Source organism: Legionella qingyii (assembly GCF_003184185.1).
On record NZ_QHJG01000045.1, the window covers coordinates 1 to 19,588 of the forward strand.

The following is a 19,588-nucleotide window of genomic DNA, read 5'->3' on the forward strand; positions in this document are numbered from 1 at the left end:
GTTTCCGGAATCTGCGATCAAATGCGGCCGGAATTGGTGATCATTTCGCTCCGGAATACACAAATAGTTCTTAAACGGGAAATTGAAGCAAATACGTTCTATGAAACGTTGAAAAAAGATGCACAAGCCGTGGCACAAAAAAAAGGTTTAACTTCGATTTCATTCGAAGAAGTATTAGAATATGGCGCTTACAGTTCAAAAAATGATGAATTTGCTGAACGTATAAATCAAGCTAAAATGGAGGGTAGAAAATTAACCAGTCTTGATGTAGTGCAATGCCATATGCAAGGGATTATGTATCTTCCTCCAGAGACAATAGCGAAAAAAATACTAGCGTACTCCCGATTTATCCCCATAGGCAGTAACACATTTTTTAGCATGGAATCAGCTCTTTCTCGGTTAAAAAACTCTAAGCTTATTGAATTAGTTAAAAATGGGAAATTAGATTCGTCAAATGCATTCGAAATAGATACAAAACTAGGTTTTAACCCAACGCTCGAACCATTAGTTAACCTACTGGTATCACCGCTTGGTCTAAAAATGATGAGAAAAAATTATATTTCAGGTTGGTTTTCAATCATCTATTTTAGCGAAGACTCTCTTAAGTTAATCATATCCCCTCTAGGATTCAAGCTATTTGAAGATAACCACATCCAATCAATGGGTCAATTGGTTCATATTCACCCTTCCTACTACCACAAACTATTCAGTGAGAAAGGATTAAAACTATTTACCGCAGGTAAGTTATTTGTTTCGGAATCTGGTATGTTACAAAATGCTCAAAGAGAATTTTTAGATCCGGAGCAATTTGAACAACTATTTGAGAGCATTTCAGATCAAGGTAATACGCTTTCAGCAACCTTATAATTGAATCAAACCGATACGAGTATACGAATGCCGCATTCAAACAAATTGTTTCTGCTACACTTACAGCATGGACCTCTAACATAGCTAATAAGGAATAGCATTAATGCAACTGAATGACCTTATTGAAATTTTTCGTTTACCTAAAATTACCATTAACTTAATGTGCGAAAAAACAATCGAAAATGACCCATTTTTTGCAAAAATAGTTAAAAACTACTATCAAGAGACACTGAAGCAACATAAAGCTTTCTTTTTTATTAAAAGAAATAAATATGGTGTAGCCCTTTGCAAATTACCTAAAACATTCAACGATTATTTTATGCAACTTGAAGGATCTGCTCGTCGAAACTACAAAAAAGCGAATAAATTTGGATATTCTATGCAAAAAATTAATTTTAACGAGCATTTAGAAGACGTTAGAGAAATTTGGTTATCAACACCTATAAGGCAAGGATTACTTCCACAATATATAATCGAAGGTTCAGTAAGATCTCACAATAATCCACCTTCATCTACTGAATACCATGATTATCCTTACTTCGGCATCTTTAAGGAAAGAAAATTAATTGCATATGCGTCGTGTTTTGTTGCCGGGGAACTTTGTCAAATCACAGAGATTTATGGCCATTTTTTATTTCAAAAAGATGGACCTGTGCCAATGCTTATCATCGATATAGCCAGAGAAATCCTGAGGTCCTATCCAAATGTTAGATATTACAGTTATGGCAACTATTTTGGCGCATCGAAATCAATGAGGCGTTTTAAGCGAAAATTTCTGTTTAAACCACATAAAGTACTATGGAAATTAAACTCTACCGACACTATGTTGATTTATCGTCTGGATTTAACTGAGATGCCATCTGACATTTCGATTCATCAAGGAGATTTCTTTTTCATATCTGGAGTCAGCGAAATTTTTAATCATTTCATGACATTACTACTAAACTTAAACTTTTTTGAAGTACTTAAAACGTGCTTAAAAATACTTTCTGGCCGACGCATACTTTTTGGGGTGAAGTTAGGTAAAACAATTATACAATCTGGATGGGCAAATATTGGATTTTGCAAATACTATGCTATCGAATTAAATAGTATTGCATTGGGAACATTATGGACTTCTCCAGCAAATCGAGGCCAGGGACTAGCTCCTGCAGCATTAAAGCACACAATTTTTCTACTTTATAAAAAAGGATTTAAACGTTTTTATATTGATACTACAGTCTCCAATCAAAACGCTCAAAGGATGATTCAAAAAGTGGGTTTCGACCTTATAGATAAAAAAATCATATAAAATATTAAAGTGATGTTCAATCTCAATAAGATCGGATTTAGTTTGTTGTGCTACCTGCGGCCAATCTTGACGTGTTATATCCCATGAAATGTTCATTCCAAATCTGATTACAATGTGACTCAATATTTCAAATCAGTTAACAAAGAAGTATAATTGCCGCTTTTTTATTCACGGTGGTGATTGCGATGACAATATTGGCTGTTTGTGGACCTATAGGTAGTGATTTTAAGGCGTTCAGTGAACAATGTCATTCTCTATTAAATACAGAAAATACTCTATTGATTGATAGTTCTACTTATAAGTCGATCGATTTATTATTATCTGCGATTAAAAGTGCGCCGGGCGATATCATTATTTTTGGGGCTGATATTTTTCTAGATGGAAAATTACGTTCTAATTTTGATATCAAAGTGTTTCTTGAACTAGATTCAGACCTGTGTCTAAGTAATTATTTAAAATCATTCGATAAAAATGAATGCAATCTTGAAGAGCAACTAAATTACTATCTTACTCAGATTAAGCCTTTAAATGAACAAGTTAGATTATCCGCCAAATATGCTGCTTTGCGCCGTCCACAAGCGAGTCCAAATGATAAATTAATTGAGTTGCTTATTAATGAAGACGATAAAACAATAAATAAACACCAAATTCTGTCTGCATCTTCTAAAGATATGTTCTGGAAACCTGAATCACAAAGTAAGCAAAGGGCAAGTTCTGAAAATACTGTTTCATTTGAATTTTCGCCGTTATCAAACTAATTAACGCCTATCTTAAATGCTGGCAGCTGTCTCTTGAGTACATTTTGGCTCAAAAACCAGCTGCCAAATATCATTAAGCAGATTCACTCAACCTAAAAATCCGCTCCATAAGATTGCCAAAGCTGCCTTATTCTTATGCTACCTTATGACCTATGCGCCTAGAAGATTGGATTTTTATCAAATACATTGAATAAATCGACATCGAGAAGTACAATTAAGACTCATTTTGATCTGGATAATACTAATATGACACATTCTCTTCCACAACCACTTCTTGAAGAAATAGTTTCTCAATGTGAATCAATTGAAGAAATTAATAAAATGCTAAATGCAATTGTAGGGCCTGATGGACCTATTCCTGATGAAATAAAATGGGAACTAAAAAATAGATTAATCGAGATCGAATCGGTCCTTGAATTTAATGATTGGTGTTTGGAGTTCGTGCGTAGGCAAAAAGGAGTTAGCGCGTTTATATTGAATATTATTGAAAATAGAATTTCGAATCCCCTGCAAAGACTCTCCACATTGTATTTATTACTTACTCAATATAGCCAGACCGCTCCACAGCAAAAGATTGGTCTCAATATAGCACTCAATAAATTGATTGAACTTATAGGGTATAATATACCTGCAATTTCGAGTGAAATCATTAACGTACCGATTAATACACTTAAACCTTTTTTTAGTCCATCTAAAAGTTTGGTAGCAATTTCAGCTTTGTTTTATAAAGTGGGAATAATCGATAAATTAACCATAAAAGCTCAAGAAACTACGCTTAGTTTGGATGAGTTTTTGTTTTATACAGCATTTGCTACTGCACAAGATATCATGACACTTCCAGAAAGGCCTTTAAACACCATCTCCCAAGCTATCACACTACATCCTGGCCTGCGAGAGGATAGCCAACCAAAAGATAGATATCAATACTTATTGCTTAAATACTCAATGGCGAAAGTTTACTTATTGAAATCGAACGCAGACAACGACCTTTCTGTTGAATTGAGTCGTCTTTTGAACCAAGAGACGCGCAGTCAATTAGCTCAACATAATGCAGCACCCTATGCGTTACTTCCAGTTGATTATATGGACGGACCTCTAATCAACATCACTAATTTAAGTTTGGCAAGAGCGCAATGGAATGGGTTGTATTTAGCAAGAACAAACATACTGAATGCCAGCTTAATCGCATCACAATTATCGAATAGTCAACTACCGCACTCTATGTTGAACAATGTAACTCTTTCAGACTCACTTATTAATGGAAGTGATTTATCGAGTTCAAATATAAATAATGTTGATTTAACTCGTGGCTCGCTAATCGGCACGCGTATGCAAAAAGCCATGCTGTCTGGTCGCATAAGCTTTAATCATGCTGTTTTGGATGACGCAATTCTTAGTAATGTATATTGTATTCCTAATAGCGAAATTGATTTTAGTCATGCCCGACTTAATAGAACTAATCTGGATCAGACCTCTTTTTCTAAGGTTAATGAAAGCTTCCCAGAAGGAAATCATATTAATTTTTCAAGAGCCAATCTCCAGCAGGCAACACTTACTCATGTTTGGTTGGAAGGCAGGAATGTGAACATGGAATACTCACGATTAGTTGATGCTAATGCAGGTGGCGCCCATTTAAAATATGCCAACTTAAAATACGCTGATATGAGAGGAATTAATCTATCTCATGCTGATTTAAGTGGTGCTGATTTAAGTGGTGCAATACTTAGTGGCGCGAATTTAACAAATGTTCATTTGAAGAATACCAAACTAACCGGCGCCAAATTCCTGGATTTATCGCCAATGTCATTAGCCCAACCTACACCAGCTTTTATTGAGTTAGTGAGTAATTTAACTAATGAGCTTGATCGTTTAATGAATACATATAGTAGTGAGCAACTAGAGGTCATTAACTTAATCGCTGCTCAGCAAATCAGAGAAACTGTTATGAACAGAGATGATTGGGACAATGAATCGAAGGCCGATTATTTACAACGAGCTTTAATGCACCCAGTCTTCAAACATCAGAATATTATGAATCTACTCTATTCACATTCTATGAAGATGCTTGGTTTTCTAAGCGATCAAAACGGACTGTCTCCAAGCCAACAGTGTATAAAGAGTGCGCTGGATGAATTGGATAGTAATTATCAATTAACACTTGTGGAGCCTGTTTAATAATCGACTCATTTCGATTGATCGGATCGTTTCTCTTTATCGGAACTTAAGGTTCATATGATACAACAATAGGTAGTGAATTTGAGTTTTGTATTAGGCCAAATGACCAGAGGTATCATCCCTTTTTTTAACAGGTTTTCGAATTCCTAACAGGCAAATTGTTTATATTGTGTCATTCCCGCGCAGGCGGGAATCTATCCATCAAGTTAGTTCATTACTTTGTTTGTGAAATGGATTCCGCCTGCGCGGCAATGACTCGGATTATTAAAAACTCTTGTATTTAAAAAAAGGTGATACCTCAAGTCAAATACCTCAACCTATTTACTCTAGATTGTTTTGCTGTGCTTATCAGCCCAGCCTACATTTACTGTCGCGAAGTTGTATCTATTATAAAGTTAACAGTATACCTTGCTCAGGTTTAATTAATTCTACGCCAATATCATTTTCCTGGGACAATTCGTTTATAACCTGTCTTCTTACATCGTCTTTAGAATTTGAAAAATCCGCTAATTTGGGTTTGATGTGAGTAACCACAACGGGTAATCCTCGTAGTGAGTTTCTCAAATCTAAAGGGTCAACAATCGATGCCAATTGTCGCAATTCAGCCATAAATAAGTTGGGTTTTAAATGGCCAAATAATTTGTTATCTGGTTGTGAGTTTAAAAATGAGCACTCCAGCATGATGGCATGAAGCTGCTTATTTCTTATGAGTGGCGCGATCTCGTTCCAAAGACGCTCCATGTTTGTCGATTTTTCAATGCGATCGGACCCTGTATCACCAAAATATAAGATATATTCAGTCTTATAGCGGATTAAAAAAGCGCTTGATGCCATTCCACCATGACTCAAAGGGAATACTTTGACGTGCAGATCCATATTAGGAACAGCAACCCACTCCAATAATGGCAGGGTTTGATAATGCTGATAATTCAAGTGCGGAATTGCTCCTTTATCGCCAAAATTCCCCCAAACAGACCAGTTAAAAACATTGTTTTGTAATGCCTGCATTGTTTCTTCGCGTGCCAAAATGGTTTGCTGTTCGCGCAATTCAGGTTGTGCGATCACAAGACCCATAAGATGATCAAGATGTGCGTGAGAAATGAGGTACGCTGGAATATGTTTTTGCAGTAAATCCTCTACATTTTTAGTACGCACTGACTGTCTATCGACTGCAACTTTAAGCCCATGCACCAAAGTTCCCCCATCAAGAGCCACATAATTTTCGCTCTCAATGGCCTTTAATAAATAGGCTGATAAATTTCCATCGTTTAAACCCCCATAGACTCCAAGAGGAATAATTTCGAAGACGGGTGCACAATATGCGGTGTGAGACAACAGAAAAATAAACATTGTAATCAATAAGTGGCGCATGTGGATTTCCTATCAATGATTCGGGGATTTTTCTAGATAATATAGTATTCAAGCTTATTTCAACCACTGTATTTACACGATGTGCAGCAGCACTAATTATTAAAGTGACTTTATGCACGTTTGCATAAGATCCTGGAGTGAAATAAATACCCTATGATTTTTATGTATATTCAGTTGATCATTATGATTAAATTAATAAAAACCTTTGGCATCAAGAATCAAATAGAGCAAGTCCGCCAGGAACGGACCACTTATATCGGTTTTTTAACAATGCCACTGGAGAAAAAGAGCGGTTGGTGCCCAAAGAACTACCGATCTTTTAATCCCAAACCACATTAAACAGGACTTATGCCCCAAGGTCGAGGCAAAAAATGTTTTTAATGAGAAAGTTTAGAGATACTAAATGACCAAATTAAAAGCATTTTTTAACGAAGAAATTGGGGTTTTCCGTAAGTCCTGATTAAAATTAAATCTACTATTTGCATCTATAAGTGCCAGTCACTATGAGGGGTGTATTTGCTTCTTGGGTGTAGAAATTTTAAATGATATCCTTTCCTTCCATTACACTCCTATTCTTGGATGAGTGTAGTGAGAAGTTACAACGCTGTTAGGTGGTGAATGAGGGAAAAATTTTCCTCTTTTCTGCAGGACGAAGAATCAAAAAGGAACTAACAACATGCTGAAAACGAGTCAAATGAGTGAAACCTTGCGTCAATCAGGTATTCGTGCGGCGAGCACGGAGTGTGAAAAAATTGGCGGCATTAATTTAGGCCAGGGTATTTGTGATTTGCCTACCCCTGAGGTAATCAAACAAGCGGCTATACGTGCAATTGAACAGGAAAAAAATGTGTACTCTGCTTGTGAAGGAGTATTCAATTTACGTCATGCTATTGCCAATAAAATTCAAACGTTTAATAAAATCCCCGTTCACGCTGAAACAGAGATTCTGGTGACCCACGGTTCTACGGGCGCATTTATTTGTGCGACGATGTCTTTATTTAATCCAGGCGATGAAGTTATTTTGTTTGAACCCTTTTATGGCTATCACAAAAATATTTTGGAGCTGTATCAGGTTAATGTTAAAGCGGTGCCTATTAATTTACATGATTTGAGCATTCAAATCGAAGATCTTGAACAAGTGATTACTCCTAAAACTCGCGCGATTGTCCTATGCACACCATGTAATCCTTGTGGAAAAGTTTTTTCTGAGCACGAATTATTAGCGATTGGCGAAATTGCAGAACAATATAATCTAGCAGTGATCACTGATGAAATTTATGAATACATTACTTATCCTGGTTATAAACATGTGTCGTTTGCTCGTTTAAAAAACTTTAAAGAGCGCACGATTACGATTTCAGGATGTTCAAAAACATATAATATGACGGGATGGCGTTTAGGTTATGCTAGTGGTCCGGCACATGTAATTGCAAAAATGGCCTTGGTTCAAGATTTATTGTATGTGTGTCCTGCGACACCGTTACAACATGCGGCAATCGATGCGTTCAAATTACCAGAAAATTATTATCAAACAATGTGTCAAACCTATTTGGAAAAACGTGATCATACTGTTCGTGAGTTACGTGATATTGGCTTTGAAGTGACCGTTCCTCAGGGGGCATACTATATTATGGCTGATTTTTCACGTATGGGTATTAAAGATGATGCCACCATGACACGCATGTTGCTTGAACAGGCCAAAGTTGCCGTGGTTCCTGGACGTTCTTTTTATTTAAATGCCGAAAAAGGAAAACATGTATTACGTTTTTGTTATGCGTTGAGTAAAGAAAAAGTAGCTCAAGGTTTAAAACAGATAAAGCATGGCCTGGTTCCATGTCCTTCCTAAGACCTAGGTTGCATTAATAAGCATTTTCAGCAAGCAGAGGATCATTGCTCTGCTTTCTTAAATAAATTATCTATTGGCATTTCGATGTACTTTATTAATTTTTATATAGATATTGAATAAGCGCCGCTTTGATTGCTTAGACTATTCTCTTGGACTATAGTTAAAATTTTAATTAACAAGGTATTGAGGAAGATGGTTATGGATGGGAACAATATGAATACAACGGGTAAATGTCCGGTAATGCATGGTGGTATTACTTCTTCCAACAGATCGAATACGGACTGGTGGCCCAATACCTTGAACCTCGATATATTGCATCAGCATGATACCAAAACGAATCCAATGGGATTGAAGTTCAATTACCGTGAAGAGGTCAAGAAGCTCGATTTTGCGGGATTAAAGAAAGATTTGCATATTTTGATGACTGACAGTCAAGAATGGTGGCCTGCGGATTGGGGACATTATGGTGGTTTGATGATTCGGATGTCCTGGCATGCAGCTGGTTCATATCGTGTGGCTGATGGTCGTGGCGGTGCAGGAACAGGTAACCAGAGGTTTGCACCTTTAAATTCTTGGCCTGACAATGTAAATTTGGATAAGGCACGCCGGTTGTTATGGCCTATCAAGAAAAAGTATGGCAACAAACTTAGTTGGGCTGATTTGATCGCTTTAGCAGGTACTATCGCTTATGAGTCCATGGGACTTAAAACGTTTGGTTTTGGCTTTGGCCGTGAAGATATTTGGCATCCAGAAAAAGACGTTTACTGGGGCTCTGAAAAGGAGTGGTTAGGTGCTGCACGTTATAAGGACAAAAACCGTGAATCTCTGGAAAACCCGCTAGCAGCAGTACAAATGGGATTAATTTATGTGAATCCGGAAGGGGTAGATGGACATCCTGACCCTCTTCGAACAGCCCAGGATGTGCGCGTGACCTTCGGACGTATGGCAATGAATGACGAAGAAACTGTCGCCCTTACCGCTGGAGGTCATACCGTTGGCAAGTGTCATGGTAATGGTGATGCAAAGCTTTTGGGACCTGCACCTGAGGCAGCACATATTGAGGATCAAGGTCTTGGTTGGATTAACAAAACCACTAGAGGCATTGGTCGTGATACAGTTTCAAGCGGTATTGAGGGTGCCTGGACAACACACCCAACGAAATGGGATAACGGATATTTTCATTTGCTTCTTAATTATGAGTGGGAACAGAAGAAAAGCCCGGCAGGTGCCCACCAATGGGAGCCAATTAATATCAAGGAAGAAGATAAACCTGTCGATGTTGAAGACCCTTCCATTCGTTACAATCCAATCATGACCGATGCGGACATGGCCATGAAAATGGATCCTATATATCGTAAGATTGCTGAGCGTTTTTACAAAGATCCTGATTATTTTTCCGAAGTCTTTGCTCGAGCCTGGTTCAAACTCACTCATCGCGATATGGGTCCCAAATCACGCTACATTGGCCCTGATGTTCCAACAGAAGATTTGATTTGGCAAGATCCCGTGCCTCTAGGTAATAAAGATTATGATGTAGATGCGGTCAAAAAGAAAATAGCTGCTAGCACCCTCAGTATCAGTGAAATGGTTACAACTGCATGGGATAGTGCGCGAACCTTCCGTGGTTCAGATAGGCGCGGTGGAGCAAATGGAGCTCGCATCCGATTGATGCCACAAAAAGACTGGGAAGGCAATGAGCCGCAACGACTAGGAAAAGTACTAAACGTTCTTGAAAAGATTGCCACGGAATCAGGCGTTAGTGTGGCTGATGTGATTGTACTTGCCGGTAATGTTGGTATTGAAAAAGCGGCTAAAGCGGCCGGTTTTGATATTACGGTTCCCTTTGCTCCTGGACGTGGTGATGCAACGGATGAGATGACTGATGTAGCCTCCTTTGATGTGTTAGAGCCTCTTTATGATGGTTATCGGAACTGGCTTAAGAAAGACTACGCTGTCAGTGCAGAAGAGCTCATGCTCGAACGCACGCAGCTGATGGGACTCACAGCTCCAGAGATGACAGTCCTCGTTGGAGGCATGCGAATGTTAGGCACAAATTACGGCGGTACCAAACATGGTGTTTTTACAAATCATGAAGGGGTTCTGACCAATGACTTTTTCGTCAATCTTACTGACATGGCAAATACATGGAATCCAATAGGTAGTAATTTGTATGAAATTCGTGACCGAAAAACAGGTAATCTTAAGTGGACAGCTACCCGAGTAGATCTTGTTTTCGGCTCCAATTCGATTCTTCGCGCCTATGCCGAGGTATATGCTCAGGATGATAACCAAGAAAAATTCCTGCAGGATTTTGTTGCTGCCTGGGTGAAGGTTATGAACGCAGATCGTTTTGATTTGACATAATACTCGCAGGCTTTGAGCAAGATGTGAACGACACTAATACTCTTGCTTACAAAAAGAGTATTAGTCAGGACTTCTAAAAACTCCAAGGTCGAGGCAAAAAATGTTTTTAATGAGAAAGTTTAGATAGACTAAATGACCGAATTAAAAACATTTTTTAACGAAGGGATTGGGGGTTTTCGTAAGTCCTGTTAGTATCAAATAAGTAACTATGTGAGAACTAAGATTATGAATGACCCAATGCATATCGTTTGCCCCCACTGCCATACCATCAATAGACTGCCCGAATCACGCTTGAATCAACATCCCAATTGTGGAAAATGCAAGAAGGAGCTTTTTGATGGAAAACCAATCCAATTGAACCAAAAGCTTTTTGAACAGCACATCAATCGTAATGACATCCCTGTATTGGTCGATTTCTGGGCGCAATGGTGTGGGCCTTGCAAAATGATGGCTCCCTATTTCGAATCTGCAGCAGGTCTCCTCGAGCCTAAAGTGCGATTAGTCAAAGTAAATACTGAGACCGAACACGCTTTAGCTTCCCATTATACCATTCAAAGCATCCCAACTCTGATGCTAATTGTTCATGGAAAGGAAGTCGCCAGACATTCAGGGGTCATGGGAGTACAAGATATAGTTCGATGGGTAAACCAGCAACTAAGCTGAGTGGATATGCCCTTCCTAAGATTCAGGTTATGCTCTAGCATTTTCAAAATATCTAATGCTCCTTGTCCTTTTTAAATTCAAAAATTATGACATTATGTATATAATGGCCACAAATTAATAAAAACAAGAACAGGGACTTATCATGAAACGTTATTATTTCAATAATTCAAAAAATTACATCGACAGCCATGAGCAGCTTTCAAAGGAACAACTCGAACAACTAAGTGAAATTATGTCATTTTTTCCTTACAAGAATAAGGAAAACTGGCCAGAACTCTTTATGTCATTTCAGCCAGAAAAATATTCTGCTAAATTAGTTAATTTGGCTGCTAACGCGTTTGATCACAATGGCTATACCATGCTTGGAGTGGCTTGCGAGTACGGTGAAGATGTTGGAATAGTCCAAAGACTGATTGATATGGGTGCCAATCCGGATAAACCGGATCACAACATGAAAAAACTACCATTGCATCGCGCAATAAATAATCAATTGTCGAATTCTAACCGTGATTCATTGGAGGCCGTAGCTGTTGTTGAATGTCTTCTTAAGAATGGGGCCAATACGCTACATGCTTGCTTCCAAAATAGAACACCTCTATTTTTTGCTCAATCTCATCATTTTCATGCAGCAGCAAAACTCATAAAAGACCATATACGTTGTTCCAGAGATTATGAAAGGCTTCAAAAATCATTGCTTTCAGGAAATATGCATGGTTTAAAACAAACGTTGTATGGCTCTAAGGAATTAGGATTATTCATTACAACATTGAAAGGTTGGTCTCCTATATTTGCAGCCCTTCACCAAAGTTATGCTCACCCAAATACACTGAGTAGTCTAACACTATTAAAAAAGCATCATGTTGATTTCAATAGTACCTTTTACGTTAAAACCTATTCAGGTATACCGGTTTATTGCTCGGTTAATCCTATTGCCTATTTATTATTACGTGGCGGTGACTCAAGGCTAATTGGTTCGTTAATTAAACATGGTGCGGATCCTGATCATTATTCCATAGCCATAGTCAAAAAAATTATTGAACTTAATCCTAATAATAAAGTATTTGATTATGATATTAAAAACGATAAGAACCCATATGATGTCAACTCAAGAAAATTGCTCGCATTATTTGAGTCACAAACCGCCAAAATTAATCAAGATATCAGCAATACCAAATCCACCGGACTAGGACTATTTGAAGCACAAGTCGATAAGCCAAGTGAAGATATAGATATGAGCGATGAGGAAATGGCGAGTAGCGTATTCGGTAAGGGCTCATTCACTGCAATTCGATATAATTGAGAATGTAAGTTACAAACTCGATTCAATCGCAGCGAACTTAAGCTGGGCTATAAAAGCCCAGCTTAAGCTTACAAATAATATTGACTGTCTTTAGATATAAAAAGATCGCGATGAGCTGTCATGTTATCTCGTGTTTCTTCAGCAAATGCCAATAATTGATTAATTTCATTTAAATCAATCACTTCTCGAATAGACTCTTTTACATTCCCGGTTTTAAAAAGAGATGGGGCACGATTATCAGCTGCTTTGATCAAGGCTTTTAAATCCCGCTTAACTTGTTTCAGTTCCTGTATTTTTTGAGGTAGCTCAAAAAAATAATCTCTTAAGCGATGGTTGTATTCCGTAAACGCAGATTCTGTTAATTTATCAGTACCAAGACTAAATTTGGCATAATTATTCATTTTTTCATTCTTAAAATAGTCTTGATTATTTGGTGTCTTTAGATCTTGTATGGTCTTTTCATAGATGTTTTTTTTGATCAAATAATTATACAGAGAGCTCGGTATAAATGCACCAGGATCGGTTATAGCCTCAATAGATTCTTTTAACTCGACAAACCGAACCTTTAGATCGCTTGCTTCAACAATATAAGACAGTTTTTTTCTCTTTCCCATGACTGTAATTTGATTGATAACTTATGGAAATTGTATTTTATAATTGCTTTTTTAACAAGTTTTAATCATCTTGGTGACATTTTTGTAGGCCACTTGTGAACGCTTGACTCACTTAAGATAATGGACAGTGATTCAAAATATATCATTGCAAGCGTTGAACGATCAAACGTCAAAAATAACCTTAGTTTTGTGAACGCCAGATACAAAAAAACCAAAATGTAGAGCTATACTTTAATATAGTTCTAATAAGGTAATAGGGAGATTTTAGAATGTCCATGAATAGTGATGAAGACATCTCTTTAGGATTTGGTTACAAGCATTTTAAACACGGCGCCCATGCGTGTCTGATTTATCGAGATGAAGCAGAGAAACGTAGAGTCATATCTAAATACATTGAATCAGGAATTGCCAACAATGAACAGATTGGATATTTCGTAGATACGATGACCCCCGACGAAGTTAAAGCATGGCTCGCGGAACTGGATGTAGAATTACCACAAACCAAGCAGGTTGAAATTTCTCCTGCTGTCTCAATTTATTGTCCAGATGGAAAATTTGTACCGGAGCAAATGCTTTCTTGTCTTAAAAATTATTATGACCAGGCTATTGCCGCGGGGTTTTCTGGGGCTCGTCTTTCAGGAGAAATGACATGGTCTTGCAGAAATATTCCTGGTTCAGAACAGTTAATAGTTTATGAAGCCCTCATAAATACAATCCTTAATACACACCCTGTTACTGCTGTTTGTCAATATGATGTGAATAAATTCGATGGCGGATTAATATACGATGTCCTGCAAGTTCACCCGCTCATGTTTGTGCACGGACAAATTGTCAAAAATCCTGCATATATTAAACCAGAAGAGTTTTTGCATAACCTTATGAATAATATAAAAAATGAATAGTGAAAATCACTTAACACATAATGAGCAAATTCTATTTAGACTTTATGCTGCGCATAGCGCGCTCTTCATTTTTACAAATATAGATCAAATTAAACCTTATCTTGAAAAAATTATCCGCAGCATACCTGGCGTAAAAGAATGTGACGTGTGTCTCATCAAAAATATGGATCGGAGCGATAAAGAGTTGCAATCAAAGCTTATTGGAACCATAGATTTGAAAAGTGGAACATTTAGCATGGCTGATTTTTTCCAACTTTGCGAATCACTTGAAGATAAGGAAATACAAGTTTACTCCCTATTTGCAAAAGATATTTTTTATGGATTAATCATCTTAAAAATTAGCGATTTCAACCAATTCAATTTATTTGATCCGATCGTTAATAGCTTTACAATTTCCACCTCCGTTATTTTGGAGAATTTATGTCAAAAATATACTCTGGAAAAAAACAATAAAGAATTGATAATGCACCGAGAGCATTTGTCGGAATTAGTGAAAATCAAGACTCAATCTCTGCAGCAAGCTAAGCACAAACTGCAAGATATTTTAGACAAAACTATTGAGTCCTTAGCCTCAATTACAGAACAACGCGATCCATTTACGGCAGGACATCAGTTTCGTGTCGCGAAACTAGCCGAAGAAATAGCTAAAAGTTTTGGCCTAAGCCCTCAAAAAACACATGAAATTTATTTAGGCGCATTAATCCATGATATAGGTAAAACCCGTGTCCCAATGGAGATTCTAGTTTCCCCCGCAAAGCTTACCCCATTGGAATATGGATTTATAAAAATCCATCCCGAAGTAGGTTATCATATCGCCAAAAGAGTCGCCTTTAACAAAACAATTTCCGACATTATTTTGCATCATCATGAACGGTTGGATGGTTCCGGCTATCCACATGGATTAAAGTCTGATGAAATTCGTTTTGAAACGAAAATTGTGACTGTCGCAGATGTATTCGAAGCCATGAGCTCTCATCGTCCATACCGCCCTAAAAATTCAATTGAAGCAACACTAAATGAGTTACAAGAAGGCGCAGGAAAACGCTATGACTCATCCGTTGTTGCGTGCTGTGTTGAACTGATTACCAAGAGAAATTTTGAGTTCCCCTCTCCACCTTATGAGCGACTTAACGTCAATATGTATACCTGGAAAATACATGATTCATTGCATACCAAAAAGGATTGAAGAGGTAAGTCATGAAATCTATGAACGCCAAAGAAAGGCCTTGTTTTGCCCATAAAGGACTATTTTGATTCTATAATTGCCGGTAATCCCCCGAAAAATAACTGATGTCAAAAGTAGAATTTTCTCATGCCCTATGACGAAGGAGATTCTATCAGAAAAAGTCCTGAAAATTTAATGCTTACTAATGTCACTGAATTTCTTCAGGAGCTCGGAACATATTTTTGATTTGTTGCTCGCAAAAAAAAGATGAGTCCTGCTGATTTGCTGTTTTTCAATCGGTTCTTGCTTCTATATCAATTTTTTACTTGAAAATAAGTGTTTTTTGTTTATTATTCTTTTTTTTCAATGAGTTACATATTTCAAATAAAACAACTAAAAGGAGATGGACATGATAGATGATACACCGAGAAATCTTAACTATAAGACTGAGGAGGCCTATTTTCTTTGGCTCTTCAATTTAATAAATACTTGCTCTAATTCATCTGCAAATTCGCTATATAAATTTCATATTAACGACAACAACCAAGTTATAATAGAATCCTTTGATAATGACTTGGCTTCATTCGAGAAATTAGGCTTTATTGAGATAATTGATCAATCCTTATTATTGACATTTAATGGGGTAACATTTAGAGGGATTGATGCTATGAAAAAGATTGAAAAAGTATTGGCTTTCAGCAACATCCAGCCTCAATCTCAATTTAGTGCGACCGAAGAAAGCAATCATAAGGATAAAAGAAGTGGATGTTCTATTATTTAATCCTTTGGTAAATGAAGCTTTTAGAATTTATCATTAAATATGAACCACGGATGGTATTTCACTTTAATTAATATATTCATATACGAATATTTCAAATTTGGTGTTAAATCAATTAATGGTTTCCCGTCATAATCCTCAAAACTCACAGTAGTCATCATTTTTACCCTTCGCAAGAGAAGATCGCATTTTTACGAAAAGCACGCTTCATTTTTGGAGGTTTCTGAAGCGCGTCAGGCGCATAGCAATGGACATCACAGTACAGCAAATTAGAGGCCTATTGGTACCAGTAACCATTAATAATGGGTATCCCATATTGGCCGTAATGAATATGGGATACAATCGCTTAATTTATTAAGGATAGAACGTTAGTCTGCTGTTTCAGATTTCCATTATTCACAGGTTTAAACATACTAAAAGCTGAAACTTTTTGCTCTGATTGAGTTTCGTTTAATACTTCTTCCGATGTTTTGCCTCGCCAATTAAGCGTTGATTTAGCACCGTATTGCTTCAATAACTCCATCACTTTTTCATTTCCTTTTCTCTCTGCAGCATGCAATGGAGAGAGGCCGCGGCTATCTGTTTTGTTGGGGTCAGCATTATTTTTAAGAAGAAGTTCTACATAGTCATCCCATCCGTTGGCAATAGCAACATTCAATTCCAGATTGCCGTCAAAACTCAACTCATTTGGATTAGCCCCGTGCTCAATACAGAGCATGCGAAAGTTTAAAGCGATATTAACTTTGTGGACGGGATTATCTCGCATGAGGGACCATAGACTCATAATTTTTATCTCTGGATTAAAATCGAAAAATCCCCTCTGAATCGCAAAAGGCCTCTTCTGGTTGAGCTCCAATCCATTCTTTAACATTAATCGAAACGCATTATTAAAATGTTTGCTGCCATCAGGATGGTTTGTCAAATATTTTAATAACGAATTGAGATAATCAGGGTCATCTGCTTCAAAATCAAACTCTGCGCCCTCTTTGATTAAAGGCTCTACCAGATAAAATTTATTACTGATGATTGCTTGACCAAGAGCTGATTCTCCCTTGGGACTCACATAATTTACATTTGCTCCCAACTCTATAAGCGTTCGATACATTTTAATTTCCATTTCAGTATCTTTCTTAGGCGCTTTATCGATTAAATTAATGAGTAGAGAACACCCATTTTTATCAATTTGATTAACGTTCATCTTGATATGTTTGTTTAATGACTGAATCTGCTCAATTTCGAGACAATATAAAATAGTGATATACATAAATTCGTTGGGAGCACTGTAAAATTCAGGAGTACGTGAAGGTGTTATACTTGGAACTCGGTCATATTCTCTTTGGGTGGTGTATGAGAAGCCATCGGTATTTGATTTAACAAGCTCATCAATAAGCTGCGATCTCTCATTATTTTTAAAACAAAAAGATATATCATAAAGAGATTGCTTAAATTGCTCATAACGCTCTAGTAATAAGTTGCAATCAGGGTGTATTTGAACTCCTTTATATTTCAGATATTCTAAATGGTGTCGTCCTAAACTCGTATAGGCTAAAACTGATTTTACGCCCTCGATGTACCCCGACTCAAGACAATAATCTATAGCGGACAGTCCTCGTTCATCGAGCTCGTTAGGATTGACTCCATTCTCTAAAAGATAGTTCATCATGTTAATATCTTTGTTTTTTGCAGCATTAATGAGCATCAAAGCATTTAATGAAGCACCTGCAGAGTGAAGTAGACGAACCATCTCAACATGACCTACTTGCGCTGCTTGCTCTATTAGCGATGGTTCTATGCCATGAATTCTATCGAGACACACATAATAGTTAAGGTAGTCTTTGTTTAAAAAGATCTTCTTAATTTGCTCGATATCGTTGCTGTGGACGGCTTTTTGAAGTTGTTCAGCCATAACAAAATAATTTTTCAACCAAGAGCCTTCTTTTTGATTTTTAGGATCGCGCATGCAATGAACCATTTGTTGTTGAACTATGCTAACGGTCTGTTTATATGCCGCAAAAACACCACTAAAATCCAATGCCGGCAGTTTATCGAATTCAAGAGTTTTTATAATTCGCTCTTCGTTGAATAACATATCGACTAGCCGATTTAACTTGATCTCTTGTTGATTTAAGATTCCAGACGTTTGAAAAAGTTGAGCAAATAACTCCCGGCAGAACTCTGATTTTTCTTCAACAGTATTTTTGGGGTTAATTTTTTCAAGAGTTTGAATATAGTCTTCAGTTTTCTCGGAGTAATCAGCCTCAGCTGCTGGATCTGAACCCTCTAAAATTTTCTCATAGAGTACCGACTTCACTAAAACACTCATCATTGCAGTAATCACCGCATTCTCGTTACTTTGAAGAAGATTTTTTCGTTGTTTACTGAACGCCTGGCTTAGCGTACTCCCCGCAACATATTGCCGAAATTCATTATCTATTAAAGAGCCAACTGCTTCGCTATAGCTCCTTTTCTTTTGCGCCTCTGCAGTAGCATGAAGTTTTTTTCCCAGATCAATCATTGCATTAAAGATATCTTTATGCGCTTCGGAAGTAAAAGACAAGAGGACAACATGATAGAGATCGTGTAATGCAAATCCGAAGCAGCCTGCCATGAGATTATCCGCCTCTGCTTTCTCATACTTACCAGGAAAACTTAAACCAAATGGATGTGCGTTCTGCCGATGCATCTCATAAACATCATCAAAATCATTGTCACCAATTTGTGGATACAGTTTTTTCGGTTTTTGTACGAGCACATCCAGGACCGATTGAATAATCGTCATAGAAGGAATGATAAACTCGTATCCTCCCGATTTTATTTCTTTTGGCATCAGCAAATCAAAACCAGTTCGCTTTATCGCTTCAAAAATCCCAAAAAATTTGCCCGGCTCTTTAACGGTAAAGGTATAAAAGCATCGTTCTGACTCCGGAATATCTTGATTACGTATTAATCGAAACAACTGTTCCTCCGAATTATCATCCATCTTATCTTTTATTCCATTGCTGCTATTGCCCATAAAGGGGTTACTACTTATGTGTTGAATTGTTAGATATTTCTTTAATTTATGCTTCGCAACTTCATCTTTATCCGTTAATTTATATGCATTTAATGAGATTTGCTCCTTTTGAGGGTAGTCTTTTAAAGCGGCCCAAATTAGTAACATAGAAATAAATTGGGGTTCATTGATTTCTTCCTTTTCAAATGCGATTAATGCGTATTGAGGCAGAGATGAGTGATAAAAAACTGGAGAAGACATCTCCGATGCATTTAATGCCTGCACGAGTTTCTTCGCCCCCTCCTGCATTGCAGGGGCATCTCTATATTGCTTAAGATCCTCTAAAATCGAAGCCGCGTTTTTAAATAGAGGCAATTGAGTTAAATTACGCATTAAATACTCCAGTAATTCATAAATTGGTGCGGGGACAACAATTATAATTCAAACTGAATCAAAAACAAGCACAAAGATTTTATTTTGAATAATTGTGTCGCCTATGTGT

The 19,588-nt window shown here is 37.2% G+C and carries 14 protein-coding genes; 11 read left to right on the forward strand and 3 right to left on the reverse strand.

Translation table 11 applies throughout. The annotated features are described in order from the left end of the window. The 4 genes from DGG96_RS18765 to DGG96_RS21085 form a co-directional block, all read left to right on the forward strand. Nucleotides 1-867: hypothetical protein (locus DGG96_RS18765; RefSeq protein WP_205872627.1), on the forward strand; the 867-nt coding region annotated here is incomplete at its 5' end. A gap of 103 nt (nucleotides 868-970) precedes the next feature. Continuing rightward, complete coding sequence (locus DGG96_RS18770; protein WP_110144018.1) at nucleotides 971-2,158, forward strand: GNAT family N-acetyltransferase; 1,188 nt, start codon at nucleotides 971-973, stop codon at nucleotides 2,156-2,158. Between the two features lie 185 nt (nucleotides 2,159-2,343). Further along, the gene (locus tag DGG96_RS18775) at nucleotides 2,344-2,916 is read left to right on the forward strand and encodes a nucleoside/nucleotide kinase family protein (protein ID WP_110144019.1); all 573 of its coding nucleotides are present in this window, start codon (nucleotides 2,344-2,346) and stop codon (nucleotides 2,914-2,916) included. A gap of 246 nt (nucleotides 2,917-3,162) precedes the next feature. Continuing rightward, nucleotides 3,163-5,091 (forward strand): pentapeptide repeat-containing protein, encoded by a 1,929-nt coding sequence (locus DGG96_RS21085; protein ID WP_199739268.1) that lies wholly within the window; start codon nucleotides 3,163-3,165, stop codon nucleotides 5,089-5,091. A gap of 387 nt (nucleotides 5,092-5,478) precedes the next feature. Here DGG96_RS21085 and DGG96_RS18785 read toward each other — a convergent pair whose 3' ends face one another. Next, entirely contained in the window at nucleotides 5,479-6,462 is a 984-nt protein-coding gene (locus tag DGG96_RS18785) for an MBL fold metallo-hydrolase (RefSeq protein WP_110144020.1), read from the reverse strand. Between the two features lie 676 nt (nucleotides 6,463-7,138). Here DGG96_RS18785 and DGG96_RS18790 point away from each other — a divergent pair. The 4 genes from DGG96_RS18790 (at nucleotide 7,139) to DGG96_RS18810 (ending at nucleotide 12,635) form a co-directional block, all read left to right on the forward strand. Next, nucleotides 7,139-8,308, forward strand: a complete 1,170-nt coding sequence (locus tag DGG96_RS18790) for a pyridoxal phosphate-dependent aminotransferase (protein WP_110144021.1) — start codon at nucleotides 7,139-7,141, stop codon at nucleotides 8,306-8,308. A gap of 198 nt (nucleotides 8,309-8,506) precedes the next feature. Further along, the gene (katG, locus tag DGG96_RS18795; protein WP_165831648.1) at nucleotides 8,507-10,672 is read left to right on the forward strand and encodes a catalase/peroxidase HPI; all 2,166 of its coding nucleotides are present in this window, start codon (nucleotides 8,507-8,509) and stop codon (nucleotides 10,670-10,672) included. Nucleotides 10,673-10,897: 225 nt separating this feature from the next. After that, on the forward strand, nucleotides 10,898-11,335 hold the full coding sequence (gene trxC / locus DGG96_RS18805; RefSeq protein WP_110144022.1) for a thioredoxin TrxC: 438 nt from the start codon (nucleotides 10,898-10,900) through the stop codon (nucleotides 11,333-11,335). A 142-nt stretch (nucleotides 11,336-11,477) separates the two neighbouring features. Next, nucleotides 11,478-12,635: an ankyrin repeat domain-containing protein gene (locus DGG96_RS18810; RefSeq protein ID WP_110144023.1), complete on the forward strand. Its 1,158-nt coding sequence runs from the start codon at nucleotides 11,478-11,480 to the stop codon at nucleotides 12,633-12,635. A gap of 68 nt (nucleotides 12,636-12,703) precedes the next feature. Here DGG96_RS18810 and DGG96_RS18815 read toward each other — a convergent pair whose 3' ends face one another. Further along, the gene (locus tag DGG96_RS18815) at nucleotides 12,704-13,249 is read right to left on the reverse strand and encodes a hypothetical protein (protein ID WP_110144024.1); all 546 of its coding nucleotides are present in this window, start codon (nucleotides 13,247-13,249) and stop codon (nucleotides 12,704-12,706) included. Between the two features lie 269 nt (nucleotides 13,250-13,518). Between DGG96_RS18815 and DGG96_RS18820 the strand changes: the two genes are divergently transcribed. From DGG96_RS18820 to DGG96_RS18830, 3 genes are all read left to right on the forward strand, one after another. Then, entirely contained in the window at nucleotides 13,519-14,151 is a 633-nt protein-coding gene (locus DGG96_RS18820; protein ID WP_110144025.1) for an MEDS domain-containing protein, read from the forward strand. Beyond that, on the forward strand, nucleotides 14,144-15,337 hold the full coding sequence (locus DGG96_RS18825) for an HD-GYP domain-containing protein (RefSeq protein WP_110144026.1): 1,194 nt from the start codon (nucleotides 14,144-14,146) through the stop codon (nucleotides 15,335-15,337). Before DGG96_RS18820 ends, DGG96_RS18825 begins: the two co-directional genes overlap by 8 nt. A gap of 388 nt (nucleotides 15,338-15,725) precedes the next feature. Further along, nucleotides 15,726-16,097 (forward strand): hypothetical protein, encoded by a 372-nt coding sequence (locus DGG96_RS18830; RefSeq protein ID WP_110144027.1) that lies wholly within the window; start codon nucleotides 15,726-15,728, stop codon nucleotides 16,095-16,097. A gap of 343 nt (nucleotides 16,098-16,440) precedes the next feature. On the opposite strand, the gene DGG96_RS18835 is transcribed toward DGG96_RS18830, so the two are convergent. Next, complete coding sequence (locus DGG96_RS18835; protein WP_110144028.1) at nucleotides 16,441-19,479, reverse strand: ankyrin repeat domain-containing protein; 3,039 nt, start codon at nucleotides 19,477-19,479, stop codon at nucleotides 16,441-16,443. Nucleotides 19,480-19,588: the final 109 nt, after the last annotated feature.

Bases quoted from the DNA above. Each gene is read 5' to 3' on its own strand.
- DGG96_RS18770 (WP_110144018.1), top strand. From the start codon at position 971: ATGCAACTGAATGACCTTATTGAAATTTTTCGTTTACCTAAAATTACC.
- DGG96_RS18775 (WP_110144019.1), top strand. From the start codon at position 2,344: ATGACAATATTGGCTGTTTGTGGACCTATAGGTAGTGATTTTAAGGCG.
- DGG96_RS21085 (WP_199739268.1), top strand. From the start codon at position 3,163: ATGACACATTCTCTTCCACAACCACTTCTTGAAGAAATAGTTTCTCAA.
- DGG96_RS18785 (WP_110144020.1), bottom strand. From the start codon at position 6,462: ATGCGCCACTTATTGATTACAATGTTTATTTTTCTGTTGTCTCACACC.
- DGG96_RS18790 (WP_110144021.1), top strand. From the start codon at position 7,139: ATGCTGAAAACGAGTCAAATGAGTGAAACCTTGCGTCAATCAGGTATT.
- katG (WP_165831648.1), top strand. From the start codon at position 8,507: ATGGATGGGAACAATATGAATACAACGGGTAAATGTCCGGTAATGCAT.
- trxC (WP_110144022.1), top strand. From the start codon at position 10,898: ATGAATGACCCAATGCATATCGTTTGCCCCCACTGCCATACCATCAAT.
- DGG96_RS18810 (WP_110144023.1), top strand. From the start codon at position 11,478: ATGAAACGTTATTATTTCAATAATTCAAAAAATTACATCGACAGCCAT.
- DGG96_RS18815 (WP_110144024.1), bottom strand. From the start codon at position 13,249: ATGGGAAAGAGAAAAAAACTGTCTTATATTGTTGAAGCAAGCGATCTA.
- DGG96_RS18820 (WP_110144025.1), top strand. From the start codon at position 13,519: ATGTCCATGAATAGTGATGAAGACATCTCTTTAGGATTTGGTTACAAG.
- DGG96_RS18825 (WP_110144026.1), top strand. From the start codon at position 14,144: ATGAATAGTGAAAATCACTTAACACATAATGAGCAAATTCTATTTAGA.
- DGG96_RS18830 (WP_110144027.1), top strand. From the start codon at position 15,726: ATGATAGATGATACACCGAGAAATCTTAACTATAAGACTGAGGAGGCC.
- DGG96_RS18835 (WP_110144028.1), bottom strand. From the start codon at position 19,479: ATGCGTAATTTAACTCAATTGCCTCTATTTAAAAACGCGGCTTCGATT.